Raw genomic sequence first — 24,104 nt, 5'->3', positions numbered from 1 at the left:
AAGGCTTATTAATGAAAAAGGGGAGCGGTAGAGTTGTTTACAGAGGGACAGTTAAAACAACTAGTAGACGGGGGAATGATCGGCGAAAGTTATCCTTATAATACCGGAGATGAAAAACAGGTAAGAGCCCATATAAAACGCATGCAGGCGGAATTTGCTAAGTATCGTATACTATGTAAACCAGAGCCTGAGCACTTTGGCAGCGGGTATGCCTCATATGCAGCTTGGTTCTTTTATAAAGAGCAGGATGTCCGCATATCAGAAAACCGATACACGCGTGATGTAGAAAGAGAAGGACTTTGGTTAAATATTAGCACGTTAGCGCCGGTTGTTATTATTGGAACAGGTATTAACAATGATACATACGCAGTGGAGGGCGGACGCTGGCTAAGCGGCGCAAAATCTATGCTCCAGCTCCCCGAGGAACTTGTTATACCGGCAAGGTTTAAAGAACTGTATGAGCAATTAGTGAGAGTAGTGATGAAATACCAATTTACGGTACTATTTAAAGAAGAGATGGAAAAACCTTTACCATTTAAGGCAAGTATCCCAACCATTTTTAGAAAGCCACGGGAGTATTTAGTATGGGACGCCGTTTTTTATTGGGAAGATTAGAACCAGCTTGATGACTAAACACTTGAAAGAAGGGGGGAAATCATATGATACAAAAAGCAACAGCACAACAGGCAAAAGATGCCGCTGAGCTGGCACTGACGCTTTGGCCGGATAATGATTTAGAGACATTCATCGAGGAAATGTCAGAGCTGATTGTCCAACCGGAAGCAGTCATCATGTTAGCGTATGAAAAAAATGAAGTAATCGGCTTTGCCCAATGCCAGCTGCGGCATGATTATGTGGAAGGCACCAGCACCAGCCCTGTTGGATATTTGGAAGGGCTGTATGTAAAGGAAGAATACCGTAGGCTGGGGGTAGCGAAAAAACTGACAGGAGAATGCGAGAAGTGGGCAAAAGAAAAAGGCTGCAGGGAGTTTGCCAGCGACTGTGAGCTGGATAATGACGAGAGTCTGCAAATGCATATAAAGCTTGGATTTCAAGAGGCGAATCGGATTATCTGCTTTACAAAGCCATTATAAAATGAAAAAATGCGGTTTTTTGTATAATAACTGCATAAAATAATAGCAATTCATTGACATGATTGGAAACCAACCATACAATGAAGGTAGCAAGATTCATGCGTGATGGATCGAACAGCAGTACACAGCGACCGGGTGGCTCCCGGTCGTTTTTTCTTTTCAAGGCATGACCTGTTGTTATGATTAAACATGCTCCATACTTTTTATTAAAAGGCTCTGTTAAATAAGAGTGTTGATATTATGCCGAAAGAAAAAGCACCTAGTAGTCCTTTTCAGGCAACAATTATCTAAATGGCAAACTGAAGATATAACCAATATAAAAGAACAACTCTCGGAAGAAGAATGGCACTTTACTATTCAATGTCTTATAAACTGAACTTTGAGTAGGTGACGAATATGCCTCCATTCCAATATTTTTTGCTAATAAGATTGTTCTTTTCATATGCAATGGGTCACTTACAATAGTAAAAGTATTCAAGTTTTGCTCATTCGCAATTTCATAAGCGTATTTTAGATTTTCTTCTGTAATTTTTGATTTAGTCTCAATAAGAATATCTTCTGAATGAACATTGTTTTTAATAGCATAATCTCTTGCTACCTCGGATTCTGCATAGTCATCATCCTTGCCCTTGCCACCAGTAAAGATAATTTTTTCTACATAATCGTTCTCATAAAGCCAGATAGAATGATTTATCCTCTCACGCAAAACAGGAGAGGGTTTATCACCCCAGGCAGCAGCACCAAGTACTACAGCCGCATCAGTTTTAACTAATTGATTTTTGTTACCAAAAGACCAAATACTAATAGCTGAATAGCTTATGAAAATAAGAAAAACAACGATTATGGCAAAGGCTAATCTTAGCCCAAACTTTTTGGTCAATTCAAATCCGTCCTTTGCGATATAAAATTGTTTGTTATAGATATTTGACTTAACGATATGATGCAAACCTAATTTTTTCATAAATAGCCTCTGCTGATAAAAGACAATTATATAATAACAAAAACGAACTAAATTGAATTACTTTGAGGATAGATCAGGCGTTATACTTTGAATTTTGTTAGACATAAACTTTTGAGAGAACTTCCGCTTTTATTTGAGCGATTATTTGGGAAATAACTAACCTGCTAGAATTGCTTTACCATCGTATAGTAACTGCTCCCGGGAGGATAATCTTTTATTTCTCCAACGACTTGATAGCCATGTTTTTCATAATAGGAGCGTGCCTGAAATTCAAAAGTCGTCAGCAGTGCTTTTGTTGCGCCTTTCTCTTTTGCTATCAATTCCAATTGCTTGAGGAGACGGCTTCCTACTCCCTTGTTGCGGTAGCTGTTCTGAAACCAAAAATTATGGATTTCTACCCATCCCCAATACACATCGGCGTTTATGCCGCCAACCCAGACGTTATTGCTATCGGAAACAATGAGATTAATCGGCTGAACTCCGCCTTTCTTTCTAGCTTCCAGATGATAAATCGAATGCTCATTATTGAACTCCCTAATCATCTTACTTAAAAAATCAGCAAATTCCTTATTTGGATGTAAATCGATTTCAATTTGATAGTCCATTAACGGTCCTCCTTTTTAGGGCTACAATCTCCATGTTAAAAACACCGCCTGGTTGGCTGGACCAGACGGTGAAACGCAAGGTTTTTTACAGCATAATCCGAAAAAGACGATACAGCGTATCAACAAAACGGAATAAATCCGTAGCGTAGCGAAAGACGGCTAATCTTTCTTCACGCTTCTTTTTCATTTCAGCTTTAGCCTTCTGCATGCGTGATGGAAAAGGCACAACAGTACACCCCCTTTCGAAAAAAGGAGTCAGCTGGATGCTGCTGATTTATTGTAGCACGAAAAGCGGGTGCTAAAAATAGGCTTAAATTCCCCGGAGAAATACTTCATTTATCAAAAATAATTGATCAGAAAACGGGCAGTTCGATTTGAAAATACCAGTACCAAATTTTCCTGATAATGTATAATGGTTTTTGAGATGTGAAAAAAACAAAATATAGCGTTATTAGCAGCAAGGAGAATAAAGTATATGCCTTTCAGCCAGGAACTACAAGTAACAGAAAGCCCTGAATCAGGGGCAGTTTTTCGTAAAGCCTGGGAAGAAGTATTTGCTGGGCATTTATCGAAAAAAGAAAAGGAACAAATCTTTTTAGATCAATTTTTATGGCATGCATGCAGTTGGGGTGTTACAGCGTGTGCAACGGGAGAAGAGGCCGTCGCACTTTTCATGCAGCAAGACAAAGACAGATGTATCATTTTCTATCAATTTATAGATAAAGCATACTCGGTAGGGAATGCAAAGAATTTAGCGTTGACTGATTTACCATACGACTCATTTAATATGGACCGAAACGATCTGTATGTAATGGATGAGAAGCAGAAATGGACATTTGTTATGACGCACGAGGAACAATGCGGCCCATATTTTATTGCGCTGTAAAGGGGGAGAAACATGGCAAAGGTCAGGTTTGTTTTCTTGGCCCTGTTAATCAGTACAATCTCTGCAACACAGTTTCCGCAGCAAAGCAAAGCAACGGATTGGGCATATCGTTTTGTTGTCTGGAATGATACCATTTATATAATGAGCGAGGAATATGTGACAGAGGTAGGAGAGGAAATCGGACAAGTAACCAGCTACTCCGATTTGAAACCAAAGGGCGGCAATTTTTCAAACGCTTATCCAAAAGGTACAAAATATTATGCAATTAAAGGCGTAGAATGGGGGAAAGCTATTGCCGTTCAACAGAAGGATCATACGTATAAAAAAGCTTACAGTGACGGGATATACGAGTATAAAGAAGGAAAGAGAAACATCTTTTTGCCAATGGGTATTGCATTGCTTTTAGTTATGATTATCGGAACCATTCTCTTTGGTAATAAGGTTAGAAAATAAGAGCGGGGGAAATAGAAGTTGAAGCAAATAATCGAGTTGACAGAAGAAAATGTATCTTCCGAAGGCTGTTACTGCCTTCGGAGCAAGCCACAGTCCCCGGGCTATCTTGGAAAGAATGAATGGCTGCAAAATACTTTTGATAAAGGGCTGAAATATGTAAAATTGCTGGAGAACGGGAAACAGGCCGGATTCATAGAATATGTACCGATTGAGCATTCTTCCCGCGTTATTTACGGTGAAAATTACCTTGTCATTCACTGCCTATGGGTAGGAATTGCAGGGAAGGGATATGCTACAGCACTAATCCAGCACTGTATCGAGGATGCAAAACAGCAGAATAAAGACGGCGTTGTCGTCCTGACAAATGCCGAAACATCGTGGACGCCGAGCAAGGACATCTTTATAAAAAATCACTTCGTGGAAATTGACAAGGCACCATATGGATTCGAGCTTCTCGTCCATACGTTTCAAAAGGGAGTGCTTCCGCATTTCCCGCGTAACTGGGAGGAGCGGCTTTGCTATGAAGATATAACCATTATACGTACACAGCAATGTCCTTATTTGGATATCGCCACACAAAATATGATAGAAGCGGCAAATAAGCTTGGCATCTTGCCGGAAATTATTGATTTAAAATCCCGGGAGCAGTTACTAGAATACGCTCCAACTCCGTACGGGGTATATGGAGTAATTTTTAAAAACAAACTTATTAGCTACCACCGGTTAACGGTCCATTCCTCCATAAAACGTTTAAAAGAGCAGCTCATTTAAAGGGCATTTTGCTCTTTTTTCTTTTTAAACAATGCTAAAAGAGTATTCAAATATAGTTTAATAGCAAGTGTTTTTTGTAACAAAACTTTCCAAATAATCTTCCCAATGAGTAATCAAAGATGTATTATAAATATATGTTTAACTGAGTAGTATTTCTTTTTTTGTAAATTAATTCGAAGGGGTGCATGAGAATGAGAGGGTTAATTGAAAACAAACGAGTAGAACTGCCAAAGGAAGAAGCACTACAGCTTTTACAAGCCGGGAAAGTAGCACATGTTGCAACGGTTGACGAAGACGGCTATCCATATGTCATTCCGTTTGTGTATATACATGACGGGGGTAAAAAATTATATCTTCATATAGGAAATATTCGTGAGAGTCATTTCTGGTCCAACATTAAAAGTAACCCTAAAGTAAGCATTGAAGTAAGTGAAATGGGTGATTTACATCCGGGTAAGAAATATGCATGTCAATCAGCACTCGTCTATACAAGTGTTGTGTTATTTGGCCAAGTCAAACATATAACGGATGATTCAATGAAAGAATGGTTTTTTGACAGGCTGCTCGAAAAGTACGGTGACCCAAATTGGGAGTTTGAGAAAAAAGGGTATCCCATTTTACCGAAAATCGAATTATTTGAAGTAGATATTGAGAACATTACCGGCAAGGAAAATCTGGGAATGTACCATTAAAAATTCTAGAAAGGGTCACGTTTGCATTTCTGCTGGAGAAGAAAGCGCTTACGTGATCCCTTGCTTATATGCCCTCATTCATCTAAACGATTGGCATTGTTGAAAATGGCTTTTTGTTGTGTGGCACGGAAATATTACATATGAGTTCGTAGAGCACCAGCTTCAACTATTTCATTTAGCGCATTTTCAATTGCAGGTGTATGTTGAGATATAAGATTGATTTCATCAATAGATGCAACATCTAAAGTTATTGCCTTTTCAAGTGTTAAAAATAGTACTTTTTGTTCCTCTACAAGATATAGGAGCTCAAAACGTGAATTCAGTACTAGGACAGTTATTTCTGGGAATATATCCCGGTCTTGTAACGTATCAAGGATAGAATCAATTGATTTCACTCCTTCTATCTGATCCAAAACCGATAATGCGTCCTCTAATTTTTCCACAGAAGATATAGCTTTCATTAAAAAACCTCCACCAAATAATGTATAGATTGAATTCGTTTCATACAAAAGTACAAAAACCAGTGCGCTTTCTTTTTAATGCTGCATCGAAAATATCATTTCACCCACAATGAAAATATGAAAAAGTCACCGTTACCGTTACTTCTATAATTCAAAACCCAATTTCTATAATAGGGATAATAGCACACCTTTTTTAAAAAAATAACGGGTAAGATTTTCCTTCTATACTAATTATTTATACTTGTAAAAAATAAATAATGCTAATTACCAATAATCCCTCTAGTCAAAAGGGCTTAAAGAAGTTATACTCAAAAAGGCAAAAAATTCTAAAGGATGTAAAAAGGAGTAAAATTAGATGTCTATCACTAAAAAGTTATTATTGGGATTTATCACGATGATGGTAATTACTGTATTATCGGGGATAGGAATATATCTTCAAGTAATAAACATTGATCAGCAGTATGACAAAGCCTTATCAGAGGGGCTTCCCCAAATCTATGATACAAGTGATCTTGATCGATATATAGTTTTAGAGGGTTCACAGCTCCAGACCTATCTATTGGGAGATGTAGAGTCTTTGGACCATATGCGTGAAACAGAGGGGAATATTAACAAAACGCTCCAGTCCATAGCAAGTCAATATAATACAGAGAAGTCGAAGAAAGCGCTTGCTAATACGGAGGAAAAAGTAAAAGCTTTCCAAAAGGAAATAGATCACGTGGTAGACCTCAATCAAAATAAAGATGTTTTTGCAGCTGCTGCCTATTATACAGGGAGTTTACTTCCAGTAAGAGATGAGGTTATAGCAGCTTCGAATGAATTATCAGAAGAAATTAAGGTGTTTTTTGACCAAGCCCAGCAGGAGGCAGATAAGAGATCAAAGCAAGCATTTCTCATTGCCATTGGTGTAATTGTCTTATCGATTTTAGTCGGTTCTGCTATTGCCTATAAAATGAATAATATGATTGCAAAACCTCTCCGTGTGTTGCAAAATGCTGTCATGACAATTGCAGCAGGCGATTTAACGAGTGATGATCTTCAAATTCGTTCGAAAGATGAATTGGGGCAGCTGGCTGCTTCGTTTAATACAATGAAAAATACATTAAAGGGGCTTTTATCCCAACTGATGGATAATGCAAGGCATTTAAGTGCCTCTGCAGAACAATTAAGCGCCTCTACGGAAGAAGTTACAGCATCTTCTACTGAATTGGCCGTCCATGCCGAAGAAACATCTCATAATACAATGAATTCGGCTAAGTTCGCGCGTGAAAATGCTGTCGCTATGGAAGAAACCGCTGCTGCAGTAGAACGTATTGCAGATTCTTCCACGACTTTGCAGGATAGTGCTGCCGGTACTCTTTCCGTGGCCAATCAAGGGGCAGTAGACATTCAGTCGGCCGGGCAGCAAATGGATGCCATTTATGAGTCAACAAAGTTAACAACTGACCTTATTCAAAGATTAAGCAAACAGTCGGAGGATATTGAAAATATTTCAAAGGTCATTACGAGTATTACCGCCCAAACAAATCTATTAGCTTTAAATGCCGCCATTGAAGCAGCGCGGGCAGGGGAAGCAGGGAAAGGTTTTGCAGTTGTTGCAGATGAAGTACGGAAGCTAGCTGAGGAGTCAGGCCAATCAGCAGGGCAAATCGTGACGCTGACAAACGAAATTCAGGCAGATACAAGAAATGTGGAGCGTGCTGTACAAGAAAGTCTTCGTACAGTTGAAACTGGTGTAAACGTTATTAACAATGCGGGTGCTTCGTTCCAAAAAATCGTAAATGAAATTGATAATATGAAACTGCAAATTGAGGAGATTTCTGCTGTAACGGAGGAAATATCAGCTTCTGCAAAGCATGTATCGCAATCCGTAACAGAAATTGCCGTATCATCAGAAGCGACTGCAGAACAGGCAGCAAGCTCACAAGCTTCTTCCCAACAGCAGCTTTCCACATTACAGGAAGTTACGGCAGTTGCAAACGATTTAAGCGGCCAGGCTATAGATTTACAAGGGTTAGTGAATAATTTTAAGATTTAAATTCATACGTAAGTGATAATGAGCCTAAAAAACGCTCAGTCTATTGATTGAGGCATAAAGAAAAATGCTAGTCAAAGTTCTTGAATATTGAAAAGTGTCCCTTGGTCCAACGATTGGTACCAAGGGTTTTTTTGTATTCCTCCCATTCTCCCAATGCCTTTCTAGCACAAAAACAAACTAGCCGTAGATAGCAAAGTTCTTTACCTTCCCAATATATGGCGATGAAATTTTGGGAAGTGATAATACTTATTCATTGATAAGCATTAACTGGAAGGTTCATAAAAGAAGAAAAGGGAATGAAGATAGTAAGCTAGCTAGCTTGTGTTGAATAAGGGGGGGACCTAATATGTTTACAGAGATTACAATTAAAGCCATAGGCGGTTTGATCAGTTTACTTATTGTAATACGCCTGCTCGGTAAAAAAGAAATCTCGCAAGTTACACCATTTGATATAGTTTATTTACTTGTCCTGGGCGGCTTTTTGGAAGAAGGGATGTATGACAAAAATGTGACGATATTCCACATAGCCTATACGATTTTCCTATGGGGACTATTAATTTATATTATCGAAAAAATAACATTGAAATCTGAATGGTTTAGAAAGCTGCTGAAAGGAGAATGTACGGATTTAATAAGGAACGGAAAAGTAAATATAAAAGCCTTAGAGAAAAATAAAATAGAAATGGAACAGCTGCGAATTCTGCTTCGAAATCAAGGGTATTTCTCTGTGTCTGAGATAGAACATGCTACGTTAGAGACAAATGGAGCGCTCAGCGTACTGCCGAAAGTAAAAGAAACAGCTGTTACTGCCGAGATGTTAGACCTTAATCCGCCGGAAAATGAGCCGACATATTTATTCGTGGATGAAGGAGAAATAAAAGAAAAAGAGGTAATAAGGGCTGGAAAAACGAAAGAGTGGCTGTTAGCACAATTAAATAAGGAAGGGGTAGCGGATCCGGGTGTTGTCTATTACGGAGAATGGTCTGAAACAAGGGGTTTTTATTTTATTTATTATGAGAAATAGAAAAGGAGTACTCCTTTTCTATTTCAATGAGGCGAGTTCTTATTTTATTTATGCCTCCTGCTCTAAAGAACCGCTGTCAGTGTCACTTGACGAACTATTCATTAATACAACGCCGCCTATAATGAAAATAACCCCTAAAACTCCGCCTATGCTTAGTGGATCATCCAAGAAGACAATGCCCAAAACAGCAGTGAGAGCTGTGCCAATCCCTGACCAGATTGCATAGGCAAGGCTTAAGGGCAAATAGGCGAGTGATTTACCAAGCATATAAAAAGCCAATCCGTATCCTAGCACTACAATGATGGAAGGGGCGAATACGGTAAATCCCTCGGAAAACTTCAAGGAAAAAGTCCCAACTATTTCAGAAAGTATGGATATACTTAAATATACATAACCTCGCATATTACCCTCCTAGACCCCGCTATTTAACAAGGCAACCCCGCCGATGATCAACAATATCCCAATCGCCTTTTTTAAATGAAGTGCTTCTTTATAAAAAACAATCCCGACAAGTGCGGTTAAGGCTGTACCAACCCCAGCCCATATCGCATAAGCTACCCCCAGCGGAAGTTCTTTGAGGGCAAGCGAAAGCCCGTAAAAGGCAACCGCATATCCTGCAATTACACCAATTGAGGGAAAGAGCCGCTTAAAACCTTCTGTCAGCTTTAGCATGGAACTGCCAAATACTTCGGCTATAATTGCTATTGCCAGCCATAAAAAACCCATCTACTATCCCTCCTTTGTCTGAAAATAGTAGAGCAGTCCCTTTCCTGTTATTCACCGTTTTTGCTGCGAAAGCAATCGTCTATAAATCTAATTCACCTATAGCAATCAATTTATTGATGAATCCAAGGGGAACCATATTATATTTCCGTGTTATACGTTCATATATTTCTCTTTTACTATAATGTCTGAACGGTTTTATTTTATCGGGAAACCAAATTGAAGGCAAACGAAACTGCCTTCAGGAGTGGTCCAGAAGTCAGATGCAGTTTTCTCATTATATTCAGCGAATTTAAGACAATTAGAGAACAAGAAGCAATATAGTAGAAGAACCTATTTCCATACCATCTTATTTTTATTTTCTATATAATGGAATGATATAGAAAAGTAGGGGTGTAGAAATAAGAAATAAACGGACTCTATAGTAAGAAGGAGTACTTTGGTGAGAAAAACAAATATCACGAAATGGACTGCGCAATGGAATGAAGATTACTACAAGGAAAAGCTACTGCTGGAAACTATTTTCGAAGAGGAGCTGATTGATTTATTTCATATCGGCAGCACCTCGATTCAGGCAATCGGCTATGCAAAGCCAATTATTGATATATTGATGGTTGTAAGGAATATAGACAAAATAGATTTATATAACGAAGAGATGTCGGTTCTTGGCTATTACGCAAAAGGAGAGAATGACATTTCCGGCAGGCGTTATTTTACAAAGGGTGGAGATAACAGAACCCATCATTTGCATGTCTTCCAGGTAGAAAATGAACATATCGATATCCATTTAAATTTTAAAGCATATTTAAAGCAGCATCCTGACGAAGCGAGAAAGTATGGTGAACATAAGCTGCAATTGGCTGAGCGTTTTTTCGAAGACCATCATAAATATCAGCAGGCCAAACAGCAGTATACGGATGAACTGGTGAGAAAAGCAATGGACTGGGTAAGACATATGAAAGCAATCCAGATTGAAATTCGATAAGAATGAAAGTGTAAAGCTTGCTATGACATTGTATCCTCCCCTCTAAAAACATAGGCATTCTCCTTATTGACATATGTTTTTTCGTTTGTTAAGATAATTTCCAATAAAAAGCATACAAAATTCGTTGACGAGAAAGAGTAGTGTTTCATTTTGTTCTACAGAGAGCCGGTATTTTGGTGGAAGCCGGTGTGCAGATGTTACATGAAAATCCTCTCCGAGAAGATTGACCGAACGTGTGAGTAGGTCAATCCGGGTGTCTACCGTTAAAAGGAACGCGTATGATTGTACGTCGCTGAGTGCTATTGGAACGTTTTCAATAGAATTAGGGTGGTATCGCGGGTTAACCCCGTCCCTTGCTTGGGACGGGGTTTTTTGTATGCCTTTTATACAATTTTGTATAGGAGGAACACGACATGCAAGCTGAATCAAAGAAAGAAACAACAGTAGAACGTGAAATGAAAATCAGGAAACTGTGGGAAAAAGAACGAACGTTTGAAGCGACAGTGGAAAGCCGCAAAGATCAAAAAGCTTTTGTCTTTTACGAGGGACCCCCGACTGCCAATGGGCTGCCGCATGTAGGGCATGCACTGGGCAGGACAATCAAGGATGTAGTGGCCCGTTATCAAACGATGCAGGGATTCCGGGTAGAACGGAAAGCAGGCTGGGATACCCACGGACTGCCAGTAGAATTAGGTGTCGAGAAAGAACTCGGTATCTCGGGTAAACAGGCAATCGAGCATTACGGGGTAGAGGCGTTCATCCAAAAATGCCGGGAGAGTGTCTTTACGTATGAAAAGAAATGGCGCTCTTTTACCGAAGAGCTTGGCTACTGGGTGGATATGGATGATCCGTATGTAACATTAAGCAATGACTATATCGAGTCAGTCTGGAACATTTTAAGCCATGTCCATAAAAACAAGCTTCTGTATAAAGGGCATCGTGTTTCCCCGTATTGCCCGAGCTGCCAGACGTCACTGAGCTCGCATGAAGTTGCACAGGGCTATAAGGATGTAAAGGATCTATCAGCAACTGTAAAATTTAAAAGGAAAGATCACGCCGAGTACTTCCTCGGCTGGACGACAACGCCTTGGACATTACCGGCAAATGTAGCGCTTGCGGTGAATCCTGCATTAACATATGCCCGAGTAAAACACGAAAACGACATCTATATCTTGGCGAAATCGTTAGTCGAAAAAGTATTTAGGCAACCGGTCGATATATTGAGCGAACACAGCGGTAAGGAATTTGAAGGAGAAGCTTATCTCCCACCATTTGATTATGTAACGTTGGATAAAGGGCATGTAGTCGTTCTGGCCGATTATGTGACAGAGCATAGCGGAACGGGCATTGTTCATATCGCGCCAGCATACGGGGAAGACGATTATAAAACAGTGAAGCAAAACGGGCTATCCTTTGTGAATGTTGTAGATGCAAAAGGCTGCTATACAGCGGAAGTAACGGATTTAGCCGGACGCTTTGTAAAAGATTGCGATGTGGATATCATCAGGCTGCTTGCGGATCGCCAGCTGCTATTTTCAAAAGAAAAGTATGAGCATAGCTATCCACATTGCTGGCGCTGTGATTCACCACTTCTTTACTATGCGACGGACAGCTGGTTCATCGATATGTCTTCACAAAGGGAACAGATGCTTGAAAATAACGAACAGGTAACATGGTATCCGGACCATATCAAACAAGGCCGCTTCGGCAACTTCCTGGAAAACGCGGTTGACTGGAATATCAGCCGGAACCGTTATTGGGGAACGCCGCTCAATGTGTGGATCTGCGGAGACTGCGGGCATGAAGAAGCACCGCAGGGAAGAGCGGCACTACATGCTATGGCAAAAACCCCGGTTGGTGAGGAGCTTGAGCTGCATAAGCCGTATATCGATGAAGTCATCTGTGTATGCGAAAAGTGCGGCGGTGATATGAAGCGCACACCGGAAGTGATCGATGTGTGGTTTGACAGCGGGTCCATGCCATTTGCCCAGCACCATTATCCATTTGAAAATAAAGAGAAATTCCAGGAGCAGTTTCCGGCGGATGTCGTTATCGAAGGAATTGACCAGACGCGAGGATTTTTCTATAGTTTGATGGCTGTATCGACATTGTTTACAGGAAATGCACCATATAAAAGGGTACTGTCGTTAGGGCATGTACTGGATGAAAACGGACAGAAAATGTCGAAAAGTAAAGGCAATGCACTTGACCCTGTTGAATTAATGAACCAATTCGGGGCGGATGCGCTAAGGTGGTCATTGTTAGTAGACAGTTCTCCGTGGAATCCAAAACGATTTTCTACCCGGAACGTCCAAGAGGCAAAATCCAAGCTCGTTGATACATTGGATAATACATTCAAATTTTATCAGCTGTATGCCCAAATCGATGGTTTCACTTATGACCCAAACAATGCAGGTGAACGTTCAACAATGGACCGCTGGATTTTATCAAGACTCCACCATACGATGCAGGCCGTAACAGATCATATGGAGCAGTACCAGTTTACACAGGCGGTAAGGGAACTTGCTGCATTAGTGGAGGAACTAAGTAACTGGTATATTCGCCGTTCGCGTACGCGGTTTTGGGCAAAAGGGATGTCTTTAGATAAACGCGGCGCATTCAGCACACTGCATGAGGTCTTAACAAATATCAGCCTGCTGCTAGCACCGTTTACGCCGTTTATAGCAGAAGATATTTACCGGCAGCTTCATAACCGAAGCGTCCACTTGGAGAATTATCCGAAAGCGCAAAAAGATGTGATGAACACAGAACTTGAAAAAGAGATGCAGCAGGTACTAACAGTGGTGGAGCTCGGCCGGAGTATCCGAAATGAGCAGGCACTTAAAATCAAGCAGCCGCTTGCTAAAATGCTTATAACTATCGATGGGCCTGAAGTGGCGCATGAGCAATATAACGAAATCATCCGCGAAGAGCTAAATGTAAAAAAGGTCGAATGGCTGAAGGACTTTTCCGCATATGAAAAGGTTCAATATAAATTGAATTTCAAAACAGCGGGTGCGGCTTTCGGAAGACATGTCAACAGTGTAAAGGCGTATGTTACGCAAATGAGCGAAGCGGAAAAGAAAATGCTGCAGCTTGAAGGGTCGTTGAAAGTAACGAGTGGGGAGGAAGAATTTCTCCTGCTTACTGAGCATGTCGTAAAAGAATCAGTTGTAGAAAACCATTTCGCTCTCGCAGAAGAAGGGTCATGCCGCGTTTTGCTCGATACTAATTTGACAGATGAATTGCTTCAGGAAGGACAAATGAGAGAACTGATCCGCGCTGTTCAGGATGCAAGAAAGAAATGGGGCCTGCCGGTAGAGCAATATATCTCCATCAGCTTTTCTACAGATGAAGAATCTACAGAACTGCTTAAAAACCATGAAGCATTTTTACGGAAAAATGTCCTGCTTAATGAAGTTGCCTATCATACAGGCCGGCCAACTCAAAATTATATAGAGGCAGAAGTATTTAATCGGCCAGTACGTATTTATGTTGATCTACAAACGACCCAGTAAAAAAGAAGGTTGAGAAGATGAATTGGCAAATTAAGAAAATAGATAAGCTGGAAGCAGATCAGCTGGAACAAGACCTTCTAGAGAAAATGTCGGATATCTCCCATATTCTACACACCCAAAAATACGAGCACCTCTTCGTTGCAAGAAATGAGTATCATGTTGTAGGAATCGGAGTCGGTTGGGTGAATGAATTTCATCCAACAGCAATGTATTTTCGGATTTTTATCAGTGATCGAGCACAAGATGCTGATAGAATGGCAGATGCGATTTTTCATCAAATAAAGCTTGCGACTGTTCATCAGGATAAATGGATATGGGCTGGCTCGGAATCAGACGAATCGATGAGTACGTTTCTTATTCGGAATGGATTTCGATTGATACGTAAGACATACATGCCCACCCTGCAAATGAATGATATCCAGAAGCACTTCAAAAATGTAGAGAAAGCTGATAACTATATATCCTTAAAAGAGCTTCTAAATAATACAGAAATGAAACAGAGCTTTTTTACATTGTTAAAAGAGACATACACCGCCACTCATCAGGTAAATCCGGTCAATAACTATTCATTGGAAGAGTGGGAAGACATCTTATTAAATGATGCACCTGATCAAGAGCACAGTCTCATCAGCCATGATTATCATTGTATTGATGGCTTCATCATGATGCATCCGGTAGATAGCCGGCACTATGAAGTGGGATGGCTTGGAATAAGCGAGAGTACAGAGCCAACCCTGCTTCGCAGGCTGCTGAAAAAGCAGCTGGAAAGCTTATCGGAAAAAGGCGTAGCAACGCTGGCGCTGGAAGTGGATACAACTGACTGGCATGCGATGAAATTATTTAGCTTTATTGATGTTGAAACAGGTGAAGCATGGGAAACGTATATACTTCAATAAAGCCGTTTATAAACATGATTATGAGTATAGAAAAGGTGACTGAGAGGTGTCTTATGAACAAAAACACCTGCATATGTTGTGGTTATCAAACATTGGATAGTGATGGTGACTATGAAATATGTACAATTTGCTTTTGGGAGGATGATCCCTTTCAAAAAGAAGATGTGTATGCCACAGGCGCTAACCAGATACCTCTAATTGAAGCTCAAATGAATTATATTAGGTATGGCGCTTGTGAAAAAAGTTTTGTTGAAAATGTTAGAAAACCTAATTCCCATGAAAAAAGAGACCCTGATTGGAAAACTTTTAAAGATAATTTATATGAAGTGAAATTAGCGTGTAGAAAGTTTAAAGAAGGGACATATCATATTGCAGATTTAGAACGTAACTTATCTTGGATTGATGTTCCCAAAGAGCTAGCTAATATTGTTAGAAAAGCAGCGACTGATCTAGAAATGATTAGGTTTTGTACTACCGATTATAAGCAAAGAGAAGAAGCTATAGAGGTTATTGAGCTTTTGTTAAAACAGCTAAATATTTCGGTGGAAGCTCAGGATTAGTTAAAATGATGAAGTGTTTTAATTGATCAAATATTCCACAATCAGGCGCAATTATGTAGTTGCAGGCATATTGAAGAATAAGATGCTTAACATGGAAGTGAGCCACATATTTAAAGACAGAACCATTTTGTTAGTGGTTCTGTCTTTTAAGTGTTTGATAGCAGTTCATTCTCTTTTTTATAACAATTTTCTATTCTATAAAAATAGATCCGTTTTTTGATTCAACAGAAAGCGTATTAGCACCTTTTCCAATTAGGTTTGTCTCATACTTGAAATTTGGTAGTTTAATTTTCGTATCACCAGTAGTTTCTGTTTTTAATAGAAGTGAAACGGGTGCTTTTTTATATTGAATACGAATATCGCCTGAATTACTTTTTATAGAGACATTTTCTTGTTCAATAGCATCGGTCATTTTGATTTGTCCATCAATTGTCTCTATTTTATAACTAGAACCGGCACCTTCTTTAAGAAGAACATCCCCTGCATTAGATGAAATAAATAAATTATCAATAGTACTTTTATCGACTGATATATTGCCGTCTTTCGTAGAAAGTTCCGCATGTAGGATAGACACATTTTTTAGAGTAGCAGCACCTGACGATATATCCAGTAGAACTTTTTCCAGCATCAATTCTTTTATATCAAATTCTCCATCCACACTGCTAATTATGAGGTTTTTACTATAAGTCTTTGGCAGCTGTATAGTAATAGACGGTTTTGAACTTAAACTAATATAATCGTTCCATTTTTTCTTCTCTTGTTTTTCTTTGATGAAGAAGGTGTTGTTTTCCTCCTTGATCTTTAGCATATCCTTGTTTATTTTATGTCCCTGTAGCTTTACATGTATTTTGTTGTCAGGAGAGTCGATAATCGTAGTTTTGAACTCAACAATGTCTACATCAATAGTAGCAAACGCCTCAAAACTGCCAACTGATATTGTCTCAGGGGATTGCCTTGAGAAAAAAATTATGAATGTGCAAATCAATCCGAGCAGCAATAACATAACTAACATTTTTCTCATCATTATGTTAAATCCCTTATATGAATATTGCGGAATGATAAATAGGCAATGCCTACTCCCAGTAGTGCCAATATGAGAGGGATAAATAATACATCCATCAGACTGAAGGATTCACTTCCATTTGAGATTGTCGAGTTAATCAGAAAGGCAATGATAACGGCAGACGTGATTGTAGAAGCGGTTGATTTTTTTCGCATGCCGAAAAATAATGGAATTAAGGCGATGGCCCCCATCATGAGTGCGTTAGTGATTGTTTGTGGCAATGTTGCCAATAGATTTTGCATAGTGACTGTGCCTTCAAAAAAGCCAAGTGAAGGCTGTAAAAAATATGTGAGTATTTGAATGATCCAGATGCTAGTAAATAGGCTGCCCGTAGTAAATAAGAAAGTGAGCATCAGCTTCGCAAATAGTATTCTTTTTCGATGGATAGGGTAGGTAAATAATACCTGCATTGTATTTGTGCGAAACTCCGCGATGACAAGACGGGATAAAAGTACACTGCCGAATATAATGAATGTAATATTAGAAAAGATATAGACCGGAGTCATAAATTCCTGAAATGAACTCATTACATCTTCCGCTTCCTCCTTCGTTCCAAAGGAAATCAATAACACAAAGCCGTAGATGCTTATGAAACATAAGAAAAAGCCTTTGAAATAATGTACTAAACGATGCTTGCGCCATTCCAATTTCATTAGATTAATCATGTAGTCTTCCTCCATTTATCCGATTTACGAAATATTCTTCCAACGATTGATGTATTGTCTCAACCTTTTCTACATCCACTCCATGGAGTACTAAGCGTTTTGTTAAAATTGAGGGCTTTTCGTTTAATTTCTGAATATGCAAAACTGCGGCATTGATGACCTGTACCTCAGCATTGAATTCTTCTTCTAACAATTTTTTTGCTTTTGCCGTATCACTTACAACCATTTCAACCGTTGAACTGTGCTTTTCACGCAAGGAGTGCATCGATATTTCCTCAAGCAGTTCACCGTTGTTTAATATGCCGATCGTATCTGCAATAGATTCGATTTCCGAGACGATATGGCTTGAAATCAAAATTGTCATGCCATATTGCTGTTTTAGCATAACAAGCAATTCCCTTACTTCTTTAATTCCGATTGGATCTAGTCCATTAATCGGTTCATCCAAAATTAATATACGGGGCTTGGAAACAATGGCGCGTGCAATCGCCAACCGTTGACGCATACCGAGGGAAAATTCCTTTACCTTTTTCTTCTCGGCGGCCTGTAAACCGACAATCTTCAGTACCTCCTTTAAATGACTTTGGTCCTCATACCCTATATAAGCACAGTGGATTTGTAAATTTTCGTAAGAGGTTAGTTCCTCATAAAAAATCGGATATTCGATAAGGCTTCCTATATCTTTTAAATATTTATACGATGTCGCTGTAATGGGTTCGTTTTGAATATGAATTACACCTGAGTTTGGTTTAACTAAATTTAGCAGCATTTTCATAATCGTTGTTTTACCGGCCCCATTTGGACCTAAAAAACCATAGATTTCGCCTTCTTTAATGTTCATACTTACATGGTTGATAATTGGTGCATGTTTAAAATGCTTTGTTAATTGCTGTGTTTGAATAATATATCCCACAGATAAGACCTCCTGTTTATACTTGATTAATACCATCGTAAAAGACGAAAGTAAAAATAAAGTAAACAGGCAGGAAAGTGTACGTAATTTTTACATAATAGGTATGTCCTGTTGAGAAAGTTTGGTAGGATAGAGATAAAAAAAGAGGCAATCGTATGAAAGATAATGAAAAGATTTTAATTGTAGATGATGAAATCGGCATTTTAAAAATGTTGGAGCTTACCTTGCAAAAAGAACATTTTACACATATAACAACTGCATCTACGAAAAAGGAAGCAATGGAAGCTCTAGCGGAGAAAGATTTCGATATTATTTTATTGGATGTAATGCTGCCGGATGGTGATGGCTTTGCACTATGTTCAGCCATCCGTCAACAAACGACAGCACCCATTTTATTTATCAGTGCACGATCCAGTGATTTTGATAAATTAACGGGGCTTAGTGTAGGAGGCGACGATTATATTACAAAGCCTTTCAATCCGCTTGAAGTTGTAGCGAGAATACGTGCAATATTAAGGCGTCAGCACGTATATGGAAATAAAAATATACAAACTGAAGAAAAAAACTATGTATATAATACGTTCACATTCTCACCGGACCAAGCTTTGTTAACTGTTCATGGTGAAGCAATACAAGCTACCGCAAAAGAATTAGAACTTCTGCATTTCTTTTGCAGAAATCCGAACCGTGTATTTACGACCTCGCAGATCTATGAGCTTGTGTGGGGCGAAGATGTATTCGGTGAAGAAAAAACCGTTACCATTCATATCGCAAAATTACGTAGAAAACTCGGGGATAATACGAGAAAACCAACTATTATTGTAAACTTGCGGGGCATCGGCTATAAATTTACTCCACCAGCAGGGGATATTACATGAAAATCCAACAACGCTTTATTCAGCACTTATTATTAGGTTTTGTTGTTTGGTTAGTGCTTTTAGCCATTACTGTACCAATTATAATGGAGGGGATTTTACCTAAATTAGGGTACGGTGCAGAACAGTATGAATGGATTGTCATGATTATCATTGGTATAGATACAGTCATATGCATATTATGGTTTGGCTGGTACTTTGGCAGCCCGTTATTGCTGGTTTTGAAATGGATTGCACAGCTTGCGAATGAAGATTATTCACCTCTTAAAGAACGTGAAAAAATATATAACCGCAAAGGTAAGTTAAAAATGCGTTTCCGCTTATACCAGGAAGTGACTGTTCAACTTGACGATATGTGGCTGCAATTGCAGAAAGCAGAGAGTGAACGAGTTCAGCTGGAGAAAGCGAAGCGTGACTGGATTGCGGGTATTTCACATGATTTAAAGACACCGCTGACTTATATTAAAGGCTACTCTACATTATTATTAAACCCTGATTATAACTGGTCAAGGGAAGAACAGCGTGACTTTATACAGGAAATTGATGATAAGGGAACACATATGGAACAGCTTGTCCAAGACTTAAATTTAGCAATGCGCTTTGATGGTTCCGAAACTGTACCTATACGTAAAACAACAGAAGATATTGTAACGTTCGTCCAACAAGTTTTAGCTGATATTAGCAATGATGTACGCGCACAAATGCATCAACTGGAGTTACACACAGAACTAAATGATTTAACGATGGAATTTGATCCCCATTTATTAAAACGGGCACTGCAAAATATTTATTTGAATGCGATAATTCACAACGGAAAGCCTGTCATCATTAAAACCATTCTGGAAGTACAACAAAATATGCTAACAATACTTATCAAGGACAATGGGGTCGGAATGACAGAAGAAATACAGCAAAATTTATTTAACCGTTATTATCGCGGGACAACTACGGAACAAAAATCTGAAGGAACAGGTTTAGGCATGGCGATTGTGAAAAGTTTGATTAAAGCACATGAAGGTGTAATCACAGTGGAGAGTGCATTGCAGCAAGGTTCAACATTCACTATAACCTTACCTATTAAGAGATAATTTGAAAAAGGAAGTCAACTATATTACTATTTATGGAAAACGAAAAATATATAGGGGGTAATATGAAAAAAGGTATTATAGTCATCCTTGCAGTTGGAATTATTGCTGTTTGTATTCTAGTAGGACAACAGTTTTATAAGAAGGACCAGATGGAATACAGTCTGGAAACAGTAGAGGAAAACACACCGGAATGGGTTTTCAAACAGGAAATCCATGCGATGACACATCAAAAAGTATATGCAGCGGATAAATGGGGCGAGGTCATTGTGACAGAAGAACTCATTGATGCAATGATGCAAAAGCTAGAGGAGCAGAAGGATGACTTCAAAAATGCTTCCTTTTACGAGGAGACACTTACTGCTTGGAAGAGGGGAGATTTCTCGAATGCCGTTGAGGTTCATAATGAAATTTGGGCTTCACAGGACGGGACAATCGGTAAAGCTACAAGATTGTTAACACCTGAGGAAGAAAAGGAGTATGTGGATCGTCTGCTGGATCAGCAACGTAAGAGAGAGGAACGAGAACGGAATAGCCGTAAAATGTCGGACAAAGACGATGGCGATAAATAATAAAAAGGTGAAGGACGGGAGCATGGATTTCTCGTTCTTTTTGTTTTTCTGCTCGCTGTTTCATAATGGGAAATGACTAAATATTCATTCAGCAAGCCACGAATTATGATATGCTATAGATAGATAAAATTTCCAAATTAAGCGCTGCTAAATGATTATGGGAAGGTTAGAAACGTTTATAAAAACAGGGGGAATTATGTTGGAAGAGGCTTTACTATCACGCGTACAAAATACAAGACTGGCATTAAGGGCACAGCAGATTGCCATGATTTTCGAAGAGTTCGATACACAATGCATGCAGCTGACGCTTGAACAACGGATGGAAAAATATAATAAAATGCTGGAAAGCCCGTTCCGTTTTTTCCGTGGTTCGGCCTATTTATTTTACTATGACATGACGACAACTCCCTCTCTTTTCCATGCGCCAGATGAAAAACCGACATGGATTATGGGCGATATGCACATGGATAATTTTGGCGCATTCCAAAATGAAAAAGGAGAGATCGTATACGATGTGAACGATTTTGACGAAGGATATGTCGGCTCCTATTTTTATGATGTTATCCGTATGAGTATCAGCATTGGCTTATATATGGATGAGCAGCAAATCAATGAAGCCGAACAGAAGCTTGTGATCCAATCCTTTTTAAACAGCTATGTTAAGCAGCTTGCACGCTTCCAGAAGAAAAAGGATGATGCATTTACCCTTAGCTTCACAAAGGACAACACGAAAGGCCCTATAAAAAAACTATTAAAAAAACTGGAAAGCTGCCAGCGCTCCCATTTGCTTGAAGATATTACAGAAATACAAAATGGCAAAAGGGGCTTTATATGGAGTGATGAAGTTAAGCCTGTTTCGGCAGAAATCTATACAGCTATACAAGAAGCGCTCCCAAACTATATCATCAAGGACATCGCACTGAAATACGGATCCGGGACAGCCTCCATCGGTCTGAAGCGCTATTATATTTTAGTTGAAGGGCAGAAAGACGCGGCTGGGGAAGAGGATCTTGTATTGGAAATGAAGGAAGTACGAACAGCAATCCCGGCTTATTTCCTCTCATATTCAGAGAAGTTTTGGTCTGCTTTCGAGCATCAGGGAGCCCGTGTCGTAGGAACACAAAAAGCGATGCACCATTTGGAGGATCCGCATTTGGCTTATGTAACAATGGATGGGCAGGAATATTATGTTCGGGAACGTTCGCCTTATAAGAAAAAAGTTAAGCCAAAGCATTACAAATCAGTCGAGGATTATATCGTAACAGCGGGGATAATGGGGAAAATCGCGGCAAAAGTGCATGCAAGAGCAGATATCGATTACTCAGACGTGTTCACCTATCATAGTGAAGATGAGATTTTGAAACGAATTGACCTGCATCGTGACCTATTTGTAGAAAGCACGATCCTCCAGGCGATGGCATATAAAAAGCTTGTCTATACAGATTTTAAGCTGTTCAAGGAATGGGTGGCGGAGAAGGGAAGAGGCTTTTCTTTATCAGAAGATCTGTTGGAAAGTGGAAATTACTGAGTGTTAGACGAATAAGGGGAGAGATTATGCTGAATGAATATACAGTACTCCATCCTATTACAAAGGGATTTTCAAATGACCAAAAGTTTGTCGTACAGGACGGGGGTAAAAAAGTAATTGTAAGGTTGTTTGAGGGCAATCAGGAACGCCGGGAGCAGGAATTTCGGATATTACGTATGCTTGAGCGGCTTGGCGCCAATACGTTGCGCGCCATTAGTATTGAAGAAGGAAAAATGGTAACTTCTTTTATCGAAGGAACTGATGCAGAGGAGACCATCGATAACCTAACGGAAGAAGAGCAATATGCCATTGGCTGGGAAGTAAGTCGGGACCTTTTGAAAATTCATTCTATCAAGGCGGAGGAAAATACATGGTATGACTACCAGCTGGCTAAATACGAGAAATATGTGAAACGGTACCGGGAATTACCGATGGAAATAGTGGGAGACGAGCAGGTTATTCGCTTTATCGAGGAGCGGATTCCATTGATGAAGGAGCGGCCGAGTGTACTGCAGCATGATGATTTCCACCTATCGAACCTGATTATCCATAACGGAAAGTATGCTGGTGCCATCGATTTCGGGCGTTTTGACTGGGGGGATCCGGTATGTGATTTCATTAAGCTTGGGATGTTCAGTACGGAAAAAAGCGTCCCTTTTGCAGTTGGTTTGATTGAAGGATACCATAGCGGAAAACCACCGCAATTATTTTGGGAGCTGTATGCGCTTTATTTGGCCATGAACGTTTTTTCTTCTGCTGTTTGGGGACATATCCAAGGTAACGAAGAAGTGATGCTTCGCCATATCGAGCGCTTCATGCGAGATCACGAAGGCTTCACGAAAAGTATCCCAGCCTGGTACAAAGCATAGCAAGAGGTGAAAGCAATGATTAGAAAACTAGAGAAAACAGAGCCGCTGCCAATGGATTTACTGTTGCTGGCGGACCCATCGGAAGAGATAGTACTTGATTATATGGCAAGGGCACAGTGCTTTGTGCTGGAACAAAAAGGGGGTATAGTCGGCGTCTATAGCTTACTGCCGACTCGCCCCGGTACGGTTGAACTCGTAAATGTCGCAGTCGCTGAATCCGAGCAGAATAAGGGCTACGGAAAGATGCTGATTCAACATGCAATCGAAACTTCACGCAGCCAAGGTTACGTAACAGTCGAGCTTGGGACCGGGAATTCTAGTATTGCGCAGCTTGCCCTGTACCAAAAATGCGGCTTTCGAATGACCCATATTGACCGGGATTTCTTCGTACGGCATTATGAGGAGCCCATTTTTGAAAATGGCATACAGTGTGTAGACATGGTGAGATTATCGCTGGATTTGTAGGTAGAAGCTAGTAAGGAGCGGTTAAATAGTAAGGGGAGGTACTATGAAACGTTGGACGCCACTGGTTGTATTAATTGTACTTTTAGCAGCAGCGGGAGTTTACTATTATATAATTGTCGATGTGCAATATAATGCTTTAGAAGAATTTCATGATTTCCCTGTACCAAGCGAGGCAGTTCTGGATATGGAGAGAACTAATAGTAAACACTATATATGGAAGAAGTCCACAGGAACAGAGGTCCCGCTCAGTTACCGGATTATGCTGAAAAAGAGTGGGTGGCAGAGGATAGGCGGTGAGGGTCAAATTGTTTTTTATGAAAAAGGCGCACATTTGATCCATGTTGGTTTTCATAGAGAATACCTAGAGATAATAAAGCAAATAGATTAGCAGGGAAATTCTTT

The 24,104-nt window shown here is 39.7% G+C and carries 27 protein-coding genes, 1 pseudogene and 1 other annotated feature; of the genes and pseudogenes, 19 read left to right on the top strand and 9 right to left on the bottom strand.

Going from position 1 to position 24,104, the window contains the following annotated elements; genetic code table 11:
• Nucleotides 1–33: 33 nt before the first annotated feature.
• Together BOD01S_RS00215 and aac(6') are read left to right on the top strand one after the other, a co-directional pair.
• On the top strand, nucleotides 34–615 hold the full coding sequence (locus tag BOD01S_RS00215; protein WP_036159349.1) for a hypothetical protein: 582 nt from the start codon (nucleotides 34–36) through the stop codon (nucleotides 613–615).
• A gap of 44 nt (nucleotides 616–659) precedes the next feature.
• Nucleotides 660–1,094 carry an aminoglycoside 6'-N-acetyltransferase gene (gene aac(6'), locus BOD01S_RS00210; protein ID WP_036159347.1) on the top strand — a complete coding sequence of 145 codons (435 nt, stop codon included), beginning with the start codon at nucleotides 660–662 and terminating at the stop codon, nucleotides 1,092–1,094.
• 283 nt (nucleotides 1,095–1,377) lie between these two features.
• On the opposite strand, the gene BOD01S_RS00205 is transcribed toward aac(6'), so the two are convergent.
• The 3 genes from BOD01S_RS00205 to BOD01S_RS23775 all read right to left on the bottom strand — a co-directional run bounded on the left by BOD01S_RS00205 (nucleotide 1,378) and on the right by BOD01S_RS23775 (nucleotide 2,868).
• The gene (locus tag BOD01S_RS00205) at nucleotides 1,378–2,055 is read right to left on the bottom strand and encodes a YdcF family protein (protein ID WP_081978069.1); all 678 of its coding nucleotides are present in this window, start codon (nucleotides 2,053–2,055) and stop codon (nucleotides 1,378–1,380) included.
• 164 nt (nucleotides 2,056–2,219) lie between these two features.
• Nucleotides 2,220–2,660 (bottom strand): GNAT family N-acetyltransferase, encoded by a 441-nt coding sequence (locus BOD01S_RS00200; RefSeq protein WP_081978068.1) that lies wholly within the window; start codon nucleotides 2,658–2,660, stop codon nucleotides 2,220–2,222.
• An 85-nt stretch (nucleotides 2,661–2,745) separates the two neighbouring features.
• The gene (locus BOD01S_RS23775) at nucleotides 2,746–2,868 is read right to left on the bottom strand and encodes a hypothetical protein (RefSeq protein ID WP_280520952.1); all 123 of its coding nucleotides are present in this window, start codon (nucleotides 2,866–2,868) and stop codon (nucleotides 2,746–2,748) included.
• 267 nt (nucleotides 2,869–3,135) lie between these two features.
• Between BOD01S_RS23775 and BOD01S_RS00195 the strand changes: the two genes are divergently transcribed.
• The 4 genes from BOD01S_RS00195 to BOD01S_RS00180 all read left to right on the top strand — a co-directional run bounded on the left by BOD01S_RS00195 (nucleotide 3,136) and on the right by BOD01S_RS00180 (nucleotide 5,462).
• Nucleotides 3,136–3,546, top strand: a complete 411-nt coding sequence (locus tag BOD01S_RS00195) for a DUF4275 family protein (RefSeq protein ID WP_036159345.1) — start codon at nucleotides 3,136–3,138, stop codon at nucleotides 3,544–3,546.
• 12 nt (nucleotides 3,547–3,558) lie between these two features.
• Nucleotides 3,559–3,999, top strand: coding sequence for a hypothetical protein (locus BOD01S_RS00190; RefSeq protein WP_052125019.1), 441 nt, complete (start codon nucleotides 3,559–3,561; stop codon nucleotides 3,997–3,999).
• Nucleotides 4,000–4,017: 18 nt separating this feature from the next.
• Nucleotides 4,018–4,770, top strand: a complete 753-nt coding sequence (locus BOD01S_RS00185) for a GNAT family N-acetyltransferase (protein ID WP_036159342.1) — start codon at nucleotides 4,018–4,020, stop codon at nucleotides 4,768–4,770.
• 191 nt (nucleotides 4,771–4,961) lie between these two features.
• Nucleotides 4,962–5,462, top strand: a complete 501-nt coding sequence (locus tag BOD01S_RS00180; RefSeq protein WP_036159339.1) for a pyridoxamine 5'-phosphate oxidase family protein — start codon at nucleotides 4,962–4,964, stop codon at nucleotides 5,460–5,462.
• A 134-nt stretch (nucleotides 5,463–5,596) separates the two neighbouring features.
• On the opposite strand, the gene BOD01S_RS00175 is transcribed toward BOD01S_RS00180, so the two are convergent.
• Nucleotides 5,597–5,923: a hypothetical protein gene (locus BOD01S_RS00175; RefSeq protein WP_052125018.1), complete on the bottom strand. Its 327-nt coding sequence runs from the start codon at nucleotides 5,921–5,923 to the stop codon at nucleotides 5,597–5,599.
• Nucleotides 5,924–6,278: 355 nt separating this feature from the next.
• On the opposite strand from BOD01S_RS00175, the gene BOD01S_RS00170 reads away from it, so the two are divergent.
• A complete protein-coding gene (locus BOD01S_RS00170; RefSeq protein WP_036159338.1) occupies nucleotides 6,279–7,961 on the top strand; it encodes a methyl-accepting chemotaxis protein in 1,683 nt (560 codons plus the stop codon).
• A 346-nt stretch (nucleotides 7,962–8,307) separates the two neighbouring features.
• On the top strand, nucleotides 8,308–8,985 hold the full coding sequence (locus tag BOD01S_RS00165) for a DUF421 domain-containing protein (protein WP_036159336.1): 678 nt from the start codon (nucleotides 8,308–8,310) through the stop codon (nucleotides 8,983–8,985).
• 48 nt (nucleotides 8,986–9,033) lie between these two features.
• Here BOD01S_RS00165 and BOD01S_RS00160 read toward each other — a convergent pair whose 3' ends face one another.
• Both BOD01S_RS00160 and BOD01S_RS00155 read right to left on the bottom strand, forming a co-directional pair.
• On the bottom strand, nucleotides 9,034–9,387 hold the full coding sequence (locus tag BOD01S_RS00160; RefSeq protein ID WP_036159334.1) for a DMT family transporter: 354 nt from the start codon (nucleotides 9,385–9,387) through the stop codon (nucleotides 9,034–9,036).
• 9 nt (nucleotides 9,388–9,396) lie between these two features.
• Complete coding sequence (locus BOD01S_RS00155; protein ID WP_036159332.1) at nucleotides 9,397–9,711, bottom strand: DMT family transporter; 315 nt, start codon at nucleotides 9,709–9,711, stop codon at nucleotides 9,397–9,399.
• Nucleotides 9,712–10,150: 439 nt separating this feature from the next.
• Here BOD01S_RS00155 and BOD01S_RS00150 point away from each other — a divergent pair, with 439 nt between their 5' ends.
• The 4 genes and pseudogenes from BOD01S_RS00150 to BOD01S_RS23590 form a co-directional block, all read left to right on the top strand.
• Nucleotides 10,151–10,693 (top strand): GrpB family protein, encoded by a 543-nt coding sequence (locus BOD01S_RS00150; protein ID WP_036159330.1) that lies wholly within the window; start codon nucleotides 10,151–10,153, stop codon nucleotides 10,691–10,693.
• 115 nt (nucleotides 10,694–10,808) lie between these two features.
• Nucleotides 10,809–11,050: a binding site (T-box leader), on the top strand.
• A gap of 56 nt (nucleotides 11,051–11,106) precedes the next feature.
• Nucleotides 11,107–14,211 (top strand): isoleucine--tRNA ligase, encoded by a 3,105-nt coding sequence (ileS, locus tag BOD01S_RS00145; RefSeq protein WP_036159328.1) that lies wholly within the window; start codon nucleotides 11,107–11,109, stop codon nucleotides 14,209–14,211.
• 17 nt (nucleotides 14,212–14,228) lie between these two features.
• Nucleotides 14,229–15,107, top strand: coding sequence for a hypothetical protein (locus tag BOD01S_RS00140; protein WP_036159325.1), 879 nt, complete (start codon nucleotides 14,229–14,231; stop codon nucleotides 15,105–15,107).
• 53 nt (nucleotides 15,108–15,160) lie between these two features.
• Nucleotides 15,161–15,409 (top strand): annotated as a pseudogene (locus BOD01S_RS23590) (CPCC family cysteine-rich protein); the annotation flags it as partial.
• A 448-nt stretch (nucleotides 15,410–15,857) separates the two neighbouring features.
• Here the strand turns inward: BOD01S_RS23590 and BOD01S_RS00130 are convergent.
• Genes BOD01S_RS00130 through BOD01S_RS00120 form a run of 3 tightly spaced genes read right to left on the bottom strand, consistent with a single transcriptional unit; the run spans nucleotide 15,858 to nucleotide 18,308 of the window.
• Complete coding sequence (locus BOD01S_RS00130; protein ID WP_036159323.1) at nucleotides 15,858–16,691, bottom strand: DUF4097 family beta strand repeat-containing protein; 834 nt, start codon at nucleotides 16,689–16,691, stop codon at nucleotides 15,858–15,860.
• Nucleotides 16,691–17,395 carry an ABC transporter permease gene (locus BOD01S_RS00125; RefSeq protein WP_036159321.1) on the bottom strand — a complete coding sequence of 235 codons (705 nt, stop codon included), beginning with the start codon at nucleotides 17,393–17,395 and terminating at the stop codon, nucleotides 16,691–16,693. Before BOD01S_RS00125 ends, BOD01S_RS00130 begins: the two co-directional genes overlap by 1 nt.
• Nucleotides 17,388–18,308, bottom strand: coding sequence for an ABC transporter ATP-binding protein (locus BOD01S_RS00120; protein WP_052125017.1), 921 nt, complete (start codon nucleotides 18,306–18,308; stop codon nucleotides 17,388–17,390). Before BOD01S_RS00120 ends, BOD01S_RS00125 begins: the two co-directional genes overlap by 8 nt.
• Before the next feature lie 155 nt (nucleotides 18,309–18,463).
• On the opposite strand from BOD01S_RS00120, the gene BOD01S_RS00115 reads away from it, so the two are divergent.
• The 7 genes from BOD01S_RS00115 (at nucleotide 18,464) to BOD01S_RS00085 (ending at nucleotide 24,090) form a co-directional block, all read left to right on the top strand.
• Entirely contained in the window at nucleotides 18,464–19,186 is a 723-nt protein-coding gene (locus BOD01S_RS00115; RefSeq protein ID WP_036159319.1) for a response regulator transcription factor, read from the top strand.
• Nucleotides 19,183–20,271: a sensor histidine kinase gene (locus tag BOD01S_RS00110; protein ID WP_036159317.1), complete on the top strand. Its 1,089-nt coding sequence runs from the start codon at nucleotides 19,183–19,185 to the stop codon at nucleotides 20,269–20,271. The genes BOD01S_RS00115 and BOD01S_RS00110 overlap by 4 nt, the downstream gene beginning before the upstream one ends.
• Before the next feature lie 62 nt (nucleotides 20,272–20,333).
• Nucleotides 20,334–20,840, top strand: coding sequence for a DUF6241 domain-containing protein (locus tag BOD01S_RS00105; RefSeq protein ID WP_052125016.1), 507 nt, complete (start codon nucleotides 20,334–20,336; stop codon nucleotides 20,838–20,840).
• A gap of 199 nt (nucleotides 20,841–21,039) precedes the next feature.
• Nucleotides 21,040–22,368 carry a DUF2252 domain-containing protein gene (locus tag BOD01S_RS00100; RefSeq protein ID WP_036159316.1) on the top strand — a complete coding sequence of 443 codons (1,329 nt, stop codon included), beginning with the start codon at nucleotides 21,040–21,042 and terminating at the stop codon, nucleotides 22,366–22,368.
• Nucleotides 22,369–22,394: 26 nt separating this feature from the next.
• A complete protein-coding gene (locus tag BOD01S_RS00095; protein WP_036159314.1) occupies nucleotides 22,395–23,237 on the top strand; it encodes a phosphotransferase family protein in 843 nt (280 codons plus the stop codon).
• A 15-nt stretch (nucleotides 23,238–23,252) separates the two neighbouring features.
• The gene (locus BOD01S_RS00090; protein ID WP_036159312.1) at nucleotides 23,253–23,702 is read left to right on the top strand and encodes a GNAT family N-acetyltransferase; all 450 of its coding nucleotides are present in this window, start codon (nucleotides 23,253–23,255) and stop codon (nucleotides 23,700–23,702) included.
• Nucleotides 23,703–23,745: 43 nt separating this feature from the next.
• Nucleotides 23,746–24,090 (top strand): hypothetical protein, encoded by a 345-nt coding sequence (locus BOD01S_RS00085; RefSeq protein WP_036159310.1) that lies wholly within the window; start codon nucleotides 23,746–23,748, stop codon nucleotides 24,088–24,090.
• Nucleotides 24,091–24,104: the final 14 nt, after the last annotated feature.

Origin of the sequence: Lysinibacillus odysseyi 34hs-1 = NBRC 100172 (genome assembly GCF_001591965.1) — a bacterium.
GTDB lineage: Bacteria > Bacillota > Bacilli > Bacillales_A > Planococcaceae > Lysinibacillus_B > Lysinibacillus_B odysseyi.
The sequence above is the reverse complement of the archived record's forward strand: the minus strand, read 5'-3'. Positions and strand labels throughout refer to the sequence as shown.